Origin of the sequence: Arcanobacterium phocisimile (assembly GCF_016904675.1) — a bacterium.
GTDB classification, from domain to species: domain Bacteria; phylum Actinomycetota; class Actinomycetes; order Actinomycetales; family Actinomycetaceae; genus Arcanobacterium; species Arcanobacterium phocisimile.
This window is the reverse complement of the sequence record NZ_CP070228.1, coordinates 870,224-884,793: the sequence shown is the minus strand read 5'-3', so window position 1 is coordinate 884,793 and position 14,570 is coordinate 870,224. Positions and strand designations below refer to the sequence as shown.

Annotated in this window: 16 protein-coding genes; 5 read left to right on the top strand and 11 right to left on the bottom strand. The window is 50.3% G+C overall.

Translation table 11 applies throughout. The features are described 5' to 3' along the window. The first annotated feature begins 48 nt into the window (after positions 1–48). Both JTE88_RS03945 and JTE88_RS03940 read left to right on the top strand, forming a co-directional pair. On the top strand, positions 49–702 hold the full coding sequence (locus JTE88_RS03945) for a potassium channel family protein (RefSeq protein WP_204425751.1): 654 nt from the start codon (positions 49–51) through the stop codon (positions 700–702). Next, a complete protein-coding gene (locus JTE88_RS03940) occupies positions 699–1,406 on the top strand; it encodes a potassium channel family protein (RefSeq protein WP_204425537.1) in 708 nt (235 codons plus the stop codon). The genes JTE88_RS03945 and JTE88_RS03940 overlap by 4 nt, the downstream gene beginning before the upstream one ends. Here JTE88_RS03940 and JTE88_RS03935 read toward each other — a convergent pair. From JTE88_RS03935 to JTE88_RS03920, 4 genes are all read right to left on the bottom strand, one after another. Continuing rightward, positions 1,357–2,004, bottom strand: a complete 648-nt coding sequence (locus JTE88_RS03935; RefSeq protein WP_204425536.1) for a DUF3159 domain-containing protein — start codon at positions 2,002–2,004, stop codon at positions 1,357–1,359. The genes JTE88_RS03940 and JTE88_RS03935 overlap by 50 nt on opposite strands. Beyond that, positions 1,997–2,251 (bottom strand): hypothetical protein, encoded by a 255-nt coding sequence (locus JTE88_RS03930; RefSeq protein WP_204425534.1) that lies wholly within the window; start codon positions 2,249–2,251, stop codon positions 1,997–1,999. Before JTE88_RS03930 ends, JTE88_RS03935 begins: the two co-directional genes overlap by 8 nt. Next, a complete protein-coding gene (locus tag JTE88_RS03925; RefSeq protein WP_204425533.1) occupies positions 2,251–2,862 on the bottom strand; it encodes a DUF3710 domain-containing protein in 612 nt (203 codons plus the stop codon). The genes JTE88_RS03930 and JTE88_RS03925 overlap by 1 nt, the downstream gene beginning before the upstream one ends. 77 nt (positions 2,863–2,939) lie before the next feature. Then, positions 2,940–3,239 carry a DUF4193 domain-containing protein gene (locus tag JTE88_RS03920; RefSeq protein WP_204425532.1) on the bottom strand — a complete coding sequence of 100 codons (300 nt, stop codon included), beginning with the start codon at positions 3,237–3,239 and terminating at the stop codon, positions 2,940–2,942. A gap of 186 nt (positions 3,240–3,425) precedes the next feature. Here JTE88_RS03920 and sepH point away from each other — a divergent pair, with 186 nt between their 5' ends. Next, positions 3,426–4,454: a septation protein SepH gene (gene sepH, locus JTE88_RS03915; RefSeq protein WP_204425531.1), complete on the top strand. Its 1,029-nt coding sequence runs from the start codon at positions 3,426–3,428 to the stop codon at positions 4,452–4,454. Positions 4,455–4,507: 53 nt separating this feature from the next. Here the strand turns inward: sepH and JTE88_RS03910 are convergent, their stop codons facing one another. The 3 genes from JTE88_RS03910 to JTE88_RS03900 are packed head-to-tail and all read right to left on the bottom strand — an operon-like array spanning position 4,508 to position 6,842. After that, entirely contained in the window at positions 4,508–5,161 is a 654-nt protein-coding gene (locus JTE88_RS03910) for a thymidine kinase (protein ID WP_204425530.1), read from the bottom strand. After that, a complete protein-coding gene (locus tag JTE88_RS03905; RefSeq protein WP_204425529.1) occupies positions 5,161–6,282 on the bottom strand; it encodes an alkaline phosphatase family protein in 1,122 nt (373 codons plus the stop codon). Before JTE88_RS03905 ends, JTE88_RS03910 begins: the two co-directional genes overlap by 1 nt. After that, on the bottom strand, positions 6,282–6,842 hold the full coding sequence (locus JTE88_RS03900; RefSeq protein WP_204425522.1) for a DUF5998 family protein: 561 nt from the start codon (positions 6,840–6,842) through the stop codon (positions 6,282–6,284). Before JTE88_RS03900 ends, JTE88_RS03905 begins: the two co-directional genes overlap by 1 nt. A gap of 112 nt (positions 6,843–6,954) precedes the next feature. Here JTE88_RS03900 and JTE88_RS03895 point away from each other — a divergent pair, with 112 nt between their 5' ends. Further along, complete coding sequence (locus JTE88_RS03895) at positions 6,955–9,372, top strand: DNA gyrase/topoisomerase IV subunit A (RefSeq protein ID WP_204425521.1); 2,418 nt, start codon at positions 6,955–6,957, stop codon at positions 9,370–9,372. Positions 9,373–9,417: 45 nt separating this feature from the next. Here the strand turns inward: JTE88_RS03895 and JTE88_RS03890 are convergent, their stop codons facing one another. From JTE88_RS03890 to JTE88_RS03875, 4 genes are all read right to left on the bottom strand, one after another. After that, positions 9,418–10,383, bottom strand: coding sequence for a GNAT family N-acetyltransferase (locus JTE88_RS03890; protein ID WP_204425520.1), 966 nt, complete (start codon positions 10,381–10,383; stop codon positions 9,418–9,420). Beyond that, on the bottom strand, positions 10,380–11,426 hold the full coding sequence (locus JTE88_RS03885) for a GNAT family N-acetyltransferase (RefSeq protein WP_204425519.1): 1,047 nt from the start codon (positions 11,424–11,426) through the stop codon (positions 10,380–10,382). The genes JTE88_RS03890 and JTE88_RS03885 overlap by 4 nt, the downstream gene beginning before the upstream one ends. Before the next feature lie 18 nt (positions 11,427–11,444). Next, on the bottom strand, positions 11,445–13,550 hold the full coding sequence (locus JTE88_RS03880) for a DNA gyrase/topoisomerase IV subunit B (protein ID WP_204425749.1): 2,106 nt from the start codon (positions 13,548–13,550) through the stop codon (positions 11,445–11,447). An 85-nt stretch (positions 13,551–13,635) separates the two neighbouring features. Beyond that, positions 13,636–13,839, bottom strand: a complete 204-nt coding sequence (locus tag JTE88_RS03875) for a DUF7455 domain-containing protein (RefSeq protein WP_204425518.1) — start codon at positions 13,837–13,839, stop codon at positions 13,636–13,638. A gap of 120 nt (positions 13,840–13,959) precedes the next feature. Here JTE88_RS03875 and JTE88_RS03870 point away from each other — a divergent pair, with 120 nt between their 5' ends. Further along, entirely contained in the window at positions 13,960–14,565 is a 606-nt protein-coding gene (locus JTE88_RS03870) for a 3'-5' exonuclease (RefSeq protein WP_204425517.1), read from the top strand. Positions 14,566–14,570 lie beyond the last annotated feature (5 nt).

Sequence of the window (14,570 nt, the reverse complement as noted above, 5' to 3'; positions counted from 1 at the left end):
CGCGCAAACACAAAGTAAGGTGGCGTTCTCATCGTGCATTTTGTCATTATGGGCTGCGGCAGAGTCGGATCGACTTTAGCTGTGAGTTTAGAAAAACGCGGACATTCAGTGGCGATTATTGATGCTAATTCAGATTCTTTCCGCAGGCTACCGTCTGATTTTGACGGCCAGCAGGTTACTGGTCTCGGATTTGATCGAGACGCTCTCCGGCAAGCTGGTATTGAGGATGCACATGGATTCGCTGCTGTTTCCTCGGGCGATAACTCAAATATTATTGCAGCTCGGGTGGTACGTGACACCTTCGGAGTAAAGAACGTCGTTGCGCGGATTTATGACTCTGAGCGTGCCGGGATCTTCAACAGACTTGGAATCGATACTGTGACTCCGGTAACTTGGAGTGCTGATCAGATGCTTCGTGAATTGATTGCGCACGGGCCACATGTTGAGCATACGGATTCACGTTACGGGGTTACTCTTGTTTGGGTTGATATTGACGAGTCTTGGTATGGCATGGACGTTGCTAACATTCAACGTATTACTGATTCACGAGTAGCTTATATCGGGCGCAACAACGAAGCGTTATTCCCGCAACCAGACACGATACTGCAAGACGGCGATGACTTATGGCTTTTGGTATCGCAACAACGTACTCACGCTGTTCAACGAATTATGAATCATGAAGTTCAGGAGGAACATCGATGAAAGTTCTCATTGGCGGCGCAGGTTCAGTTGGCCGTTCTATTGCTCGTGAACTCGCCAGTCGTGGTCATGCCATATATATCGTTGATCGATCACCGCAGGCTATGCGGGTGGCGAGCGTGCCCGCAGCTGATTGGATCCTCGGTGATGTTTGTGAACTCGATACTTTAGGCCACGTGGGCATGAGTGACACTGATATTGTGGTAGCGGCCACTGGCGATGACAAAGCAAATCTCGTACTGTCATTGCTCGCAAAAACTGAATTTGGTATTCCGCGGGTTATCGCACGAGTCAATAACCCAGCCAATGAATGGCTTTTTGACGAGTCTTGGGGTGTGGATGTGGCAGTGTCTACGCCACGAATCATGACGAATTTGATTGAAGACGCGGTTGGTGACGGTACCTTTGCTCGTAAGCTTGACTTCATTGAAACTCAAGCTTCAATGTATCAAGGGCAGATCGCTCAAGATGCACCTATCGTCGGAACAATGGTAGGCGATCTGGTTTTACCACCCGATTACCTCTTAGTGGCAGTATTGCGCGACGGTACTGCATTAGTTGCTGACGACGATCTGACATTCGACGTCGCTGATCAGCTCGTGATTATCAGCAACGTAGAAGATGATTCGACGTTAGACGAGCTCAACAACTTGATTTCTACTCAACCACTGCTGGATCCACAATCGGATCGAGTTGACGAATCATAAGCCAGGAGAGCCAGGCAACTAACGCGAATAGTGGGATTCCCATGCCGAGTTTCGCAATTCCTAACGCGTTTGTTGCTCCGGAAAAATAAAGAGGTAATTGTACCGCCGCCCGTAACGCGAACAAGCCAGCCCACATCCACGTAACGCTATAGTAGCGACGTAAAGTCGGGCGATGCTTTCGCCATAAGGTACCTTGGCCACGGATAGCACCAATCAACACACCTAATAACGGCCAACGCACAAGGATGGACGTTAATAAAGCTCCCAAATATGCCACATTAACAATAAGCCCCCACACGAAAAAGTCTGCTGCCTGGCCGGTCCGCCAAGCCATGACCGCTGAAATTACAACAGCTCCAAGCCCACCCACAGCAGGTGAAGGATCTATTCGTGAAATCAGGCGTCCAACTATAGCCACCACTGCAGCCGCTATTGACACCCCGGCAGCGATTTCTATTCCGTGGAAAACTGCGTAAATGATAAGAAATACAAGCGTAGGAAAAACAGATTCGCAAATTCCGCGTACCCCACCTATCGCCGCCATGGCGTCGAATTCGGTGGCAGTAATGGCAGACAGTGCGGTTTTCTTTTCAGGCATCATGGCCCCTCACAATCGTGTAGATCGGGTTATATATACATGGCACACCACGGCGCTTAACTACTGCACCTTGCACTTTCATCACCTGACCAATATCGATGCAATTCACCGTGCGCCGAGACTGGAAAACAAGCTGTAAAGCTGTGCCCTCGACGTCAACTGTGACAGTGACTTCCGGACGCGATTGGTAGCCCGGATAGGTCATTGCCGTGACGATACCCGTGACACTCAAAATTCGGTTCTGCACTATACTTCGCGACCGTTGGAGATGTGCGGCACATGCAGTTCGAGGAGTTCACGTGGCGGATGCGGAGTGTTGCCACGAACCACAACTACCTTCTTTGCGATTTCCAATAGCTGGGCTGCTTTGGCGTCATCTGAGCCTGCGCGACCATAAAGAGTGATACGCAAAAGCCAACGCGGTCCATCAACCCCGAGGAATCGATGTGGTGCCAAACGCTGGGACTGCGGTACTGGGACTTGGGCCCGGAGCTCTTTTCCGAAATCACCTTCAACCTCAGTGGACGAGCCCCCCTGCTGGGCAATAGATGTGATCATGTCTAATCGCACATCGTGCCATATTCCAGTTGAACGTGGAGCGGCAAAGACTTGCAGTTGCATTGCAGAATCATCGATCAAATAAACAACGCCAAGGACAGTCTTCTTCTGTTGATCTACCGAGAACTGAATCTTCGCTTCCGGAACAGCGGGAATCCATAGCGAACCAGCGTCGAGTAAATCGCCTTGGGCTAGGTGATCTGCGTGATCAAACGGCCCGGTCAGAACATTAGACGACTCACTGTCTGTGAATGGATCCGTATCCGCTACCGTCTTCGTCTTTCGAGAGAACCAACCCATTTCTCAGTCTCCTTGGCATGAAGTTAAAAGTAAGAAAAAACTCGCCGAAAATTTCGGCGAGTCTATTCTATCAGGGCTTAGGAAGCACACTCTGTACATACGGGCAAACCGTTTTCTTCGTATGCCAATTGAGACCTGTGGTGTACGAGGAAGCAACTCGAGCACGTGAACTCATCATCCTGTGGCGGGACCACAGCAACAGATAGTTCAACATTGGATAGGTCGGCTCCCGGTAGCTCAAAGCCCTCAGCAGCTTCAGTTTCGTCTTCGTCCACTGAGTTTGATTGGTGATCTGAGCGGCGCGCACCTAATTGCTCAAGGGAGTCTTCCTTGAGTTCCTCGTCTTGCTTGCGAGGGGCGTCGTAATCAGTTGCCATGAATCGTTTGTCCTAACGTGAATTTGCGCGTTCTTTCCCCCATGTTGTACCACTTCCAGAATGATTTAACAAGAGGAAAGCCATACGAATTTTTCTGGGGTTGTGGTGGGTTTGCCAACACACCGCCATTTATCCGACATAAAACTATCAAATAATGGCACTCTTATAGATGTATGAGGAGGACGAATGATCGAGCTTGAACTATTGGGGGTACATCCCGATGGTAACCAACTGTCCCTAAATGACGCTGACGGAAACCGCTATATTTTGCCAATTACTGACTCCCTACGCGCGGCTTTGCGTAAGGACACCACAGTACCACCCCGGTCTGACGAAGAACCACAACCTATTTCGCCGCGAGAAATACAAGCTCATATTCGTGCCGGAATGTCTATTGCGGAGGTCAGTGAGCTCTCGGCTCTACCAGCGTCGCAGATCTCAACATTTGCCCACCCAATTTTTGCTGAACGCGAATATACCGCACAGCGAGCCCGGAGCTTCCGCCAGAGCGGAGAAGCTGGCAGTATGACGATCGAAGAAATTGTTATTTCGCGTCTGATCCCACGTGGAGTATTGTCCACTGACATTACTTGGGATGCCACACGTTCTTCAGGAAATCCGTGGGTGCTCTCAGCTCGTTATACGATTTCAGAGACTGAACATCATGCATCATGGATCATCAACATGCGTTCTCATTCTGTTGAGGCGACGAATGATGAAGCATTGTGGCTTACAGAAACTCAAATTCCGGCACCTACGTCTCCGTGGCGCCCACTTAACACTCCCGTGGTGGAAACGAGTGCGGACGGATCACAACAGGCCCCATCAGCACCGAAGGTAACCGCGATGGACGCCCAGCCGGCATCAGCTGGTACGCCTTCCATTGATGACATGCTAGCTTCGCTTGATTCGCAACGTGGGAAAGCACGCCAAATGCCCGGCGAAGATTTTATTGAGGGTGCGCATCCAGCTGCTTCTGACAGTCAAGCAACCCGTGATGCAACCGTGCTAGAACTTCCTAAGCGTCCTTCGCCTGTTGAATCCCCGGACGAAATTGGTTCTTCAGGAACTGCACCTACTGCTGATTCAACCGAGGAAGGCGCCCTCCCCTTAGGGAAGAAAGCACTTGAGCACACCAAATCCCCGAAGCGCCGGCGTAATCGCCCATCGATGCCGTCCTGGGATGAGATTGTTTTCGGCTCGCCTAAAGAATGAATAATTCTCAAAATCGAATGAATACATGGCTCTAGCTTAGAGTGACGGACGGGCTAGTCGTGTACTCCATCTAGCCGCAGCGTGCCCGGAGAAATCTCAGAAGCATGCGCACTACGCGCTGTCATGGCTCGCATATGGTGATACCGACACAAGACTTCATAGCCAACGACTTCATCTTGCTTCGTATCGCCAACTACCACCTGCTCACCTTCAGTGACCATAAAGCCATTGATTGTACGCGCATTGTGCGTTGCACGTTTGCCACACCAGCACAGTGCCTCAACTTGGAGTCGCTCTACTCGATCAGCCAATTCCAACATACGGGCCGAGCCAGGGAAAAGCCGGGTGAGGAAATCGGTAGTAATTCCAAAACCCCAGACACTAATCTCCATCTCATCGACGATCCGGGCAAGTTGGTCAACTTGGTTGCGCGAATAAAACTGCACTTCGTCGCAAATGATAAAATCTACCCGCTCGCCTGCTTGGCGAGCTTGGACGACAACGTGCCAGAAATTAGTGGTCGGAGTTACTTCGATAGCGTCAGTTTCAAGGCCAAGCCGAGATGACAGTTTTCCTACACCAGCTCGGTCATTCATCGCAAAAATAATGCCAACTAACCCACGCTGCTGATAGTTATAGGCCGTTTGTAGCGCCAAAGTAGACTTACCGCAATCCATCGTGCCAGAAAAGAACACGAGTTCAGCCATCAGATAACCTCCACAATAAGCGGGATAGACATTTCATTCTCCGTTAACGAGCCATGGACTCCGATCAATCCAATAGCTGTACTCGACTGTACCCGGGAATCAACATAGACGTGAGTCCCACGCGCGAAAACAATAACATCACCAATTGTTTGCCGGGTAAAATCCCGAGTCTGCCCGATGAGGCCGGAATCAATCAGCTCATCTTTAGATACTATCCATGCCTGATCTCCAACATGGTTACGCCAGCGATCAAGAACGTCCTGCGGTTGCGGAGTATACAGATGGACTGCGCGAGGTTCGCCAGCAACGACGTCGACCCCCTTATTTAAGACAGGCATTTGTGCAATATCAAAACGTTCCGTGACATCAATCATACCGTGGTCTGCGGTAATAACCAGCAAGGTTCCGTTCGGAAGCAGACGACGCAACAAGGAAATCCCAGCGTCGAAGATTTCTAACTGCCCAATCCACGCATCTGAACACCACCCGTTCTTGTGCCCAGCTGCATCGATCTCACCCCAATACACATAGGCGCACCGAGCATTTGACGCCAACGAACACGCAGCTAGCTGCATACGTTCCTCAAGCGTTTGCCCGTATAGTGCCCGTGCTCCACGCAACGCCGCATAAGAAAGTCCCGATCCTTGGAACTTCTTCGGTTGGATAGTGACCGCTTCGTTTGCATAGTCACCTAAATCTTCAAAGAGCGTCGGTTGAGTTTGCCAGTGCTCCACTCGAGTGCCACTATCTGGCCATTTGATCAGCGAAAAACTCCGATCCGTATGCGGAACCCGTAACGAATAGCCAGTCATCGCCGTCATTCCTGGGCGTAACCCGGTGCCAAACGACGTAATTCCGGCCGCCGTCGTTGAGGGAACAACCGTAGTGATCGGTTCGCCAATTCCCATCGAACGTAACGCCGGCGCGTGTCCCAACCGGTCGGCAAGATTATAGAAACCCAAGCCGTCAACCATCACTACACATACCCGTGGCGCTGACGGCAGATTCAGCGCGGCTCGTGCATCAGTGTCAGGGCGCAAGCCGACTGCGTCTAGCGCCGCTGGCAGCACCTGGTCTAGGCGTGCCGCACCAGGCAATGTAGCACCAGGAAAGATAGTCATCAACGCTGTCCTAAAATCGAAACTAACGTACGCACAAAATCCACTCCTTGCGCGAAGTATTGGCCGTCGTGGCGTTCATCCAGAAACATCTGGAAATCCTCGTTGGTTGTCACACCAACATACCCGTGATCGTTCGTACAGGCAGGATCATCGCACGCCGCGGGCTGTAAATCCTGGGTAAACGCCGAACCCCACCGCAACCGCAACGTTAAAGAGTTAAGTTCCCCAGCATGATCGCCCTCCAGATGACGTCGTTTGACAACATGGTATTCCTTGATGGAATCAAAACCAATAGCTTGCAAGGTAGTCACTAACTCCCCCGCGCTACTCATCTCGTAACTGGTATCGGTGTACATCAGTACAAGCCGACGGGGCGTTGCAAGGAAAACGACGATCCGTTCATAGACCGAATCTGCGTCGAAAATCGTTTCCGGACGTACATAAAACGCCCAGATTTCTTCATCGCCAAGCAACTCAACAACGTCGTCTACAACAAACGACCCTGGTGGCACAAAAACCTGCAGGGCGTTGAGGAACTCACTCCGTCGATCGTTATTCATCAGTTATATTGTTCCACTCGCAAGCGCCTATAGCCATCTGGGTTGCCTTTATCACCAGATTTTATGTGTGTGCCACAATCATAAACCCCCATATTCTTGGGATAATAGAACAATGGTAGCTACGCGAAACGAAAACATTACCGATATTGATGTCTCAGCTGAGATGCGGAATTCTTTCCTGGAATACTCCTACTCAGTAATTTATTCGCGCGCACTACCAGATGCTCGGGATGGCCTCAAACCCGTCCAGCGTCGCATCTTGTTCCAAATGGATCAGATGGGGTTGAAACCTGACCGTGGTCACGTGAAATCTTCACGTGTTGTGGGCGATGTGATGGGCCGTCTGCATCCGCACGGAGATTCGGCGATTTATGATGCCATGGTTCGCTTGGCACAAGACTTTTCATTGCGTCTTCCCTTTGTTGACGGTCACGGTAACTTCGGTTCGCCCGACGATGGTCCGGCAGCACCACGTTACACCGAAGTCCGTATGGCCCCTGCTGCGTTGGCGATGACGGCATCACTGGGTGAAGACGTCGTGGACATGATCTCCAACTATGACAACACCTACATGGAACCTGAAGTACTTCCAGCTGCTATTCCGAGTCTGCTAGTTAACGGATCTTCCGGAATTGCCGTTGGTATGGCTACTAACATGGCACCGCACAATTTAGTTGAAGTGATCGCCGGCGCTCGGTTCTTGCTAGAAAAGCCAGAAGCTAGTCTTGATGAATTGATGCGCTATATTCCCGGACCAGATCTTCCCGAAGGCGGCAAGATTGTGGGCTTGGAAGGTATTCGCCAGGCTTACGAAACTGGTCGAGGTATTTTCCGTACCCGTGCCACTGCACATATTGAAAATATTACGCCACGCAAAAAGGGCATTATTTTCACTGAGCTCCCCTATCTCACCGGCCCGGAAAAGATCATTGAAAAAATCAAGGACGGGGTCTCATCGAAGAAGCTTCAAGGTATTTCAGGAGTACAAAACCTCACCGATCGACATCACGGTACTCGCTTGGTGGTTGAGGTTAAGAACGCGTTCAATCCGGAAGCTGTGCTGGCTGCGCTCTACCAGCACACACCGTTGGAAGAATCCTTCGGCATCAACAATGTTGCCCTGGTTGACGGTCAGCCTCGAACCATGGGATTGAAAGAAATTCTCGAAGTCTTTTTAACGCATCGACGCAATGTTACCCGACGTCGATGTGAGTTCCGCTTGCGTAAGGCACAAGACCGCCTGCACCTTGTTGGAGGTTTGTTGATTGCTATCGTCGATATCGACGAGGTTATCGCGGTTATTCGTTCTTCGGAAGATTCTGCCACTGCTGCTTCGCGTTTGATGAGTATTTTCGACCTCTCTCAAGCTCAAGCCGATTATATTCTCGAACTGCGATTGCGCAGGCTCACAAAATTCTCCCAAATCGAACTAGAATCTGAACGCGATTCACTTAACGAAACCATTACTGAGCTCACCGACATTTTGCGTTCAGATGAGCGTATGCGCATGCTCATCTCTACTGAGCTGGCCGATGTAGCACGCGAATATGGCACGCCGCGTCGCACAGTGCTCCTCGAAGCTGACGCAGTTGCCCAGCCGAATAAAAACAACGGGCCGAAGCTAAAGATTACGGATGATCCGTGTCGGGTAATCCTTTCGGCTACTGGACGTATCGCACGCATTGTCGATGGTGAACCGATACGCCGTGAAGGTCCGCGAGCAGCACACGATGCCATTGGCGCAATCGTCGAAACCACAAATCTCAGTGATATCGGAGTTGTCACCAGCGCAGGCAACGTTCACCGGCTCAACGTCGTCGACGTTCCGGCAATCCCCGATACCCAAAATGCGCCAAGTTTATCGGCTGGTACATTATTGAGCGAACTGTTGTTGCTGGCTAAAGATGAAACGCCACTCATGATTATTAGTCTCAAAGAACAAGAGCGCGTCTTGACCTTAGCCACTGCGGCCGGAAAGATTAAACGAGTCGTGCTAGATCCACCGAATAAGAGCCAATTTGACGTTATGACGTTAATGGACAATGACCGCATCGTCGGAGCCAATATTTCCGGCGATAGTGATGTGCTCGTTCTTGTCACCTCAGATGGTCAACTGTTACGTTTTGATGCTTCAGCAGTACGCCCACAAGGTCGAGCTGGCCAAGGTGTGGCAGGAATGCGGGTCAGCGATGGAGCATCGGTTATTGCACTAGGTGTTGTTCCAGCAGACGATCTTGCTGCACACGGTGTGGTCACCATTGCTGGTTCTTCGCAAGCTTTGCCCGGGACTGTAGCAGGAAGTGCAAAAATCACTCCACTAGACCGCTACCCTGCTAAGGGCCGCGGCACTGGAGGTGTTCGCGCACAACGATTCCTCCGCGGTGAAGATATTCTCAGCCACGCATGGATTGGGCAACTTCCTGCGCGAGCGGTAACTGTTGAAGGTAAACCAGTTGAACTACCTGAGATTGATGAACGACGCGATGCTTCCGGTAGTCCCTTGGTAGATATCGTCAGCGCGATTGGGTGACTGACTCTATGCCTGGCAAATAATGGTATGGAATAGTTCTCAGAATCAGAGGTTCAGTGCCATAACGTGGGTACGGCCGAGTTCAACAAAATCGTTAACGTCGAAAATATCAGCAAATGGTGTTCCTTGCGGATCATAAACCGCAACATCTGCCACAACTGCCGGATATCCAGCGACATGAAAATTCTGCAACGCAGTATAGACTAATGCTGAACCGACACCTGAATCTCTCCACTGGGGTACAACAACGACCTCATCGATGTAGGCATCGGCAGTTTCTTGCCCATCGATGACACTGGTGAAAACTGAAGCAAGAAGATAGCCCACGACGCGGGGGCGGTCACCAAACGTATCATAGGCAACCAGACACCATTCACGGTCCAAATGTGCCAAACTTGCAGTCCAAGAATCTACCGAGTGGACGTCAAATAATGGCGATTCTGCGACCGTTGCGTTATGTATTCGGCGGATATCATCGATGTGTCCATCACCTAGTGGATGTATCTTGACGTATTCTGAGATGTCCGGCAACTGGTAAGTCGACTGAGTTCTCCCCCGGACTTGAACAAACGTCGCTTGGCGGGTAAAACCACGGGCGAGAGCTAATTGACTGAAGTTTTGGTAATCAGACTCGATATATAGCAAGGCTCGGGGCGAAAGAGAAGCGAGGTTTTGCGCGATATCTCGCGCGACCCGGATCTGGCGTTCAAGAAGTTCAGCTCCCAAACCCTGAGAACGCCAGTGTGGTAAGACGCCACCCGACAATGTAATAGTGGAATCTCCGCTACCAATCTGCGGAGCACGGGCAAGACCGAACGCTATCAAGGTTTGACCGTCCCAAGCCCCTTGTGCTTTCCAGACATGCGAATCATCAAAATACGTCATGATTTCAGATTCGGCAGTTCGGATCGGAGCCTCGTCGAAGTCCTCAATCGCAGAAATTAACTTAACTAACAAGGGCAAATGACTGCTGTGGAGTTCCGTCCAAGTCCAGTTTTTTGAATTTTTCATGAGATATCCATTGAATAAACGATCTCACGCATAGCCAATGTAAAACCGTAATTGAGCAAAGAAGCTGGAATCTTTCCGCTCCTGCTAACCACTGGAGCTCCTACAAACTTAATATTTTCTTCGTAAGCTGGACCCAAGACGCTGAGGATCAGATCAGTTCCGACACCCTGATGGCGGAGGTTTTGTTCAATGCCGTAATAATAGATACGCAATGTTGACGTCTCTGGGACACGCTCTGCTAGCGTATACCCCACAAGTTGATTTTCTTTGATAAGCAGCGAAGAGAAAACCTGATCTGCACGCATAAGTTTTGCTTGCCAAGCACTACCCGACAATGGCTGATAACGCTCTAAAGCCAAAATAAGACGGTTATGGAGGCGGCGGAGTTCGGTATTAACCTCGGGGGTATAAGGAATAAGAGAAAAGCCCTGTTCTGCAAGCCGAGCTCGAGCACGTTTACTGAGCTCGACATGTAAACTGTGAGTCGGTGTCGATACGTGACTAATATAGCTGATAGGCGAGTAACCACCAGCTGCCAGCAACCGCCGCCTACCAGTGTTGTTTTCGCACGATAAAGCTCGGATCGATACTGGAAGTTCGGATGGATAGTGTGCGAGAAGCTGGCGTGCCCGATCGTCTTGCCATTCTAGAAGTGAACGGCCGATTCCGCGCCCCACCCATTCTGGGCGAACTACTGCAGAGACCTCAGCTTGTAATTCCGAAAGTGGTTTGACGTTAACGCGCACCCACGCAACCGCTTGAAGTTTGTTCTGCCCATCCCAGCCGCTGAGCAGATCAGACGATTGCGACTGCGAAAGAAATTCGTCGAACCACAATTGCACAGTCCGTGGCGATACAGGCAAAATACCCAATGGAGAATCATGGGAGCTTTCCATCAAATCTACTACTGCAGGTAGATCTTGAGCCTCCAGAGCACGCCACGTCAGCCCCAGATGAGTCCCTGGGACTCGGACAACTTCTGGAGCATCTATACGTTCAGAAAATGACCTACTCCGTAGTGGTGGCATTGCAGAAGAGTGCATAACTGTTATTCTAGCTTCTCAGGCGTCTATCTGGTCACGTGAAATATGCGAAGCACCTTCAACAATGAACTCTTTACGTGGAGCGACTTCTGAACCCATCAATAATTCGAAGGTTTCCTCTGCGTAGCGCAGGGCTGCTTCGTCTGCCATGGAGATTCGACGCAACGACCGATGTTCTGGATCCATCGTCGTTTCGGCCAACTGGTCGGCATCCATCTCGCCCAGACCTTTATAACGTTGGATAGGTTCTTTGTAGCTTCGCTTTGACCGTTCGAGTTTGGTAAGTTCTTGACGCAACTGAGCATCTGAATAGGTATAGATGTATTCACCTTTACGCCTTCCTTGCCCAGACACCTCGATACGGTGTAAAGGAGGCACTGCAGCGTAGACACGTCCTGCTTCAACGAGCGGACGCATGTATCGGAAGAAGAGTGTTAAAAGAAGGGTACGTATGTGTGCACCATCAACATCGGCATCAGTCATAAAAATGATCTTGCCATACCGTGCAGCTTCCAAATCGAAAGTACGACCTGATCCAGCACCAATGACTTGGATGATCGACGAAACTTCTTGGTTCTTCAAGATGTCGGCCGGAGAAGCTTTCTGTACATTCAAGATTTTTCCACGAATCGGAAGTAATGCCTGGAATTCTGAATTTCGTGCCAATTTCGCAGTTCCAAGTGCCGAATCTCCCTCAACGATAAACAACTCCGAACGTTCAACATCTTCAGAACGACAATCAGCAAGTTTCGCGGGCAATGAGGATGTCTCTAACGCGTTTTTACGACGCGAGATCTCTTTTTGAGTGCGAGCGGCTACCCGAGCCCGCATCTCGGCAACAACTTTCTCCAACAGACGCGAATTCTCGGTTTTTTGGTCTCGCTTAGTCGAAGCGAGGATGGCACTCAGCTCAGTTTCAACAACTTTGGCAACGATCCCACGGATAGGTGCAGTGCCAAGAATTTCTTTGGTTTGTCCCTCGAATTGAGGCTCTGGGAAACGCACTGCCACCACTGCACTAAGGCCGGCAAGAATATCGTCTTTTTCGATACGTGCATCCCGTGAGGTCACCTTGAGCTGTCGTGTCTTTTGCTCGATGGCATTACGCACGACTTTGACGAGCCCCTGCTCAAAGCCTGCCACATGACTTCCACCCTTAGGAGTTGCGATAATATTGACGAACGACTCTTCAATCGTGTCGTAACCACTTCCCCACCGGAGTGCAATATCTACACCACATACGCGTTCAACCTCAGAAGACGTCAAATGTCCACTCTTTTTATCCAAAACTTGGATTGTCTCAGTGAAAGAGCCTTCTCCAGTCAAGTGCATTGTTGAGGTCACGGCTGGATCAGTTGCTAGGAATTCTACGAAATCGACCACTCCGCCATCGTAAGTGAATTCTTCTTCAACTGGTTCTTCGCCACGGACATCCCTAATACGAACCGTTAACCCGGGCACCAAGAACGCTTTTTCGCGTACACGTTCAACAAGCGATTCGTAGGAGAATTGAGAATCTGCTGGAAAGATTTGCGGATCATACCAATACCGAACGCGAGTACCAGTCTCTTTTTTGCCGGCTTTACCGGTAACTCGCAGACTTGATTCGCTAGTAGCCGGCATAAACTTTGCTTGCGCACTCGGTTCGCCATCGTCCTTAAAGGTTCCGGATTCGCCACGTTGGAAGGAAATTTCATGCGTTTTGCCGTGCCGTTTGACTGTCACGTCAAGGCGCTGAGATAATGCATTAACTACGGATGCGCCCACCCCGTGCAGACCACCGGATGCAGAGTATGATCCACCGCCGAACTTGCCGCCAGCGTGGAGCTTGGTATAGACCACTTCGACACCAGACATGCCAGTTCCGGGAACTTCATCAACTGGGATACCACGCCCATTGTCAATAACTTCAACGGATTTATCCGGGTATAACGTTATCGAAATCTGGTCTGCATACCCTTCTGTGGCCTCATCAACAGCATTATCGATAATCTCCCACGCACAATGCATAAGACCACGCGAATCAGTCGATCCGATGTACATTCCTGGGCGCTTGCGTACGGCTTCTAACCCCTCGAGGATGGAGAGGTGACGAGCTGTGTATTCTTCTTTGGTCTGTGGCACGTTAGCTATCTTAGCTGTTCTTCCTTGAAGAAGAGGATAGGGCACGTGCGAATTATCTCGCACGTGCCCTATCCTTATGTCTCTATTACTTGGCTAATGTTTGTGTTTCATCGACGATGGACACAGCAACCTCATTGAGTTTCGCACTGTACTTGCGCCCGTGATGTGCACAAAACATCAGTTGGCCTGATTCAAGATCGACACGAACGTATGCTTGTGCACCGCACGCATCACAGCGATCAGCAGCTGTCAAGGTAGGGCACATTGTTTCTTCAGTCATTGTTGTCATGTCCCCAATAGTGCCATGTTTCTCGACATAAGTCAGTACTCGGAGCGCGACTTTCGCGTCAGGCAAAATCGCCGTAGTCTGGAACTATGTGCTAGCGGGCATGGGGAGAAGGAGTTCGGTATGAAGTATGCTGTTATCGACGTGGAAACTACCGGTCTGGATCCACAACAGAACCGTGTCATTGATATAGGTATTGTCTTACTCGATGCAAATTTCGCTCAAGAATCTTTTTTCACTTCTCTAGTCAATCCCCAAATGCCGGTTACAGCTACCGACATCCACCGCATTTGCGATGCTGACGTCACTTCAGCACCCGCTTTTACGTGGCTTATTCCCCAGGTTGTTCAATTGCTTGATCAGCGCATCATTGTAGCTCACAATGCTCCTTTTGATCTGCGTTTTCTCAATGCAGAGAGTGCTCGTAGTGGTCAGCCATTAAATCTGGAGCGTCATCACGCCGTATGTACTATGGATCAGTCTCGAATTTATTGTCCGGAAGGATCACACTCGTTGGGTGCGCTAGCCAGCCGATTAGGCATCGAAACTCCTGTCTTGCATCGTGCTTTACCCGATGCACTTATCTGTGCTGAGTTATTCCGTCATTATGTCAACGCTGAGTCTCAGGGCGAACTATTTGCACAGCATGCAATTAATCGGCATGGAGATGTAGTGTATCCATGCGAATGGGAGCGGGCACGCCCATGGCACGCCCGCTCCCATTCGTAAATGAT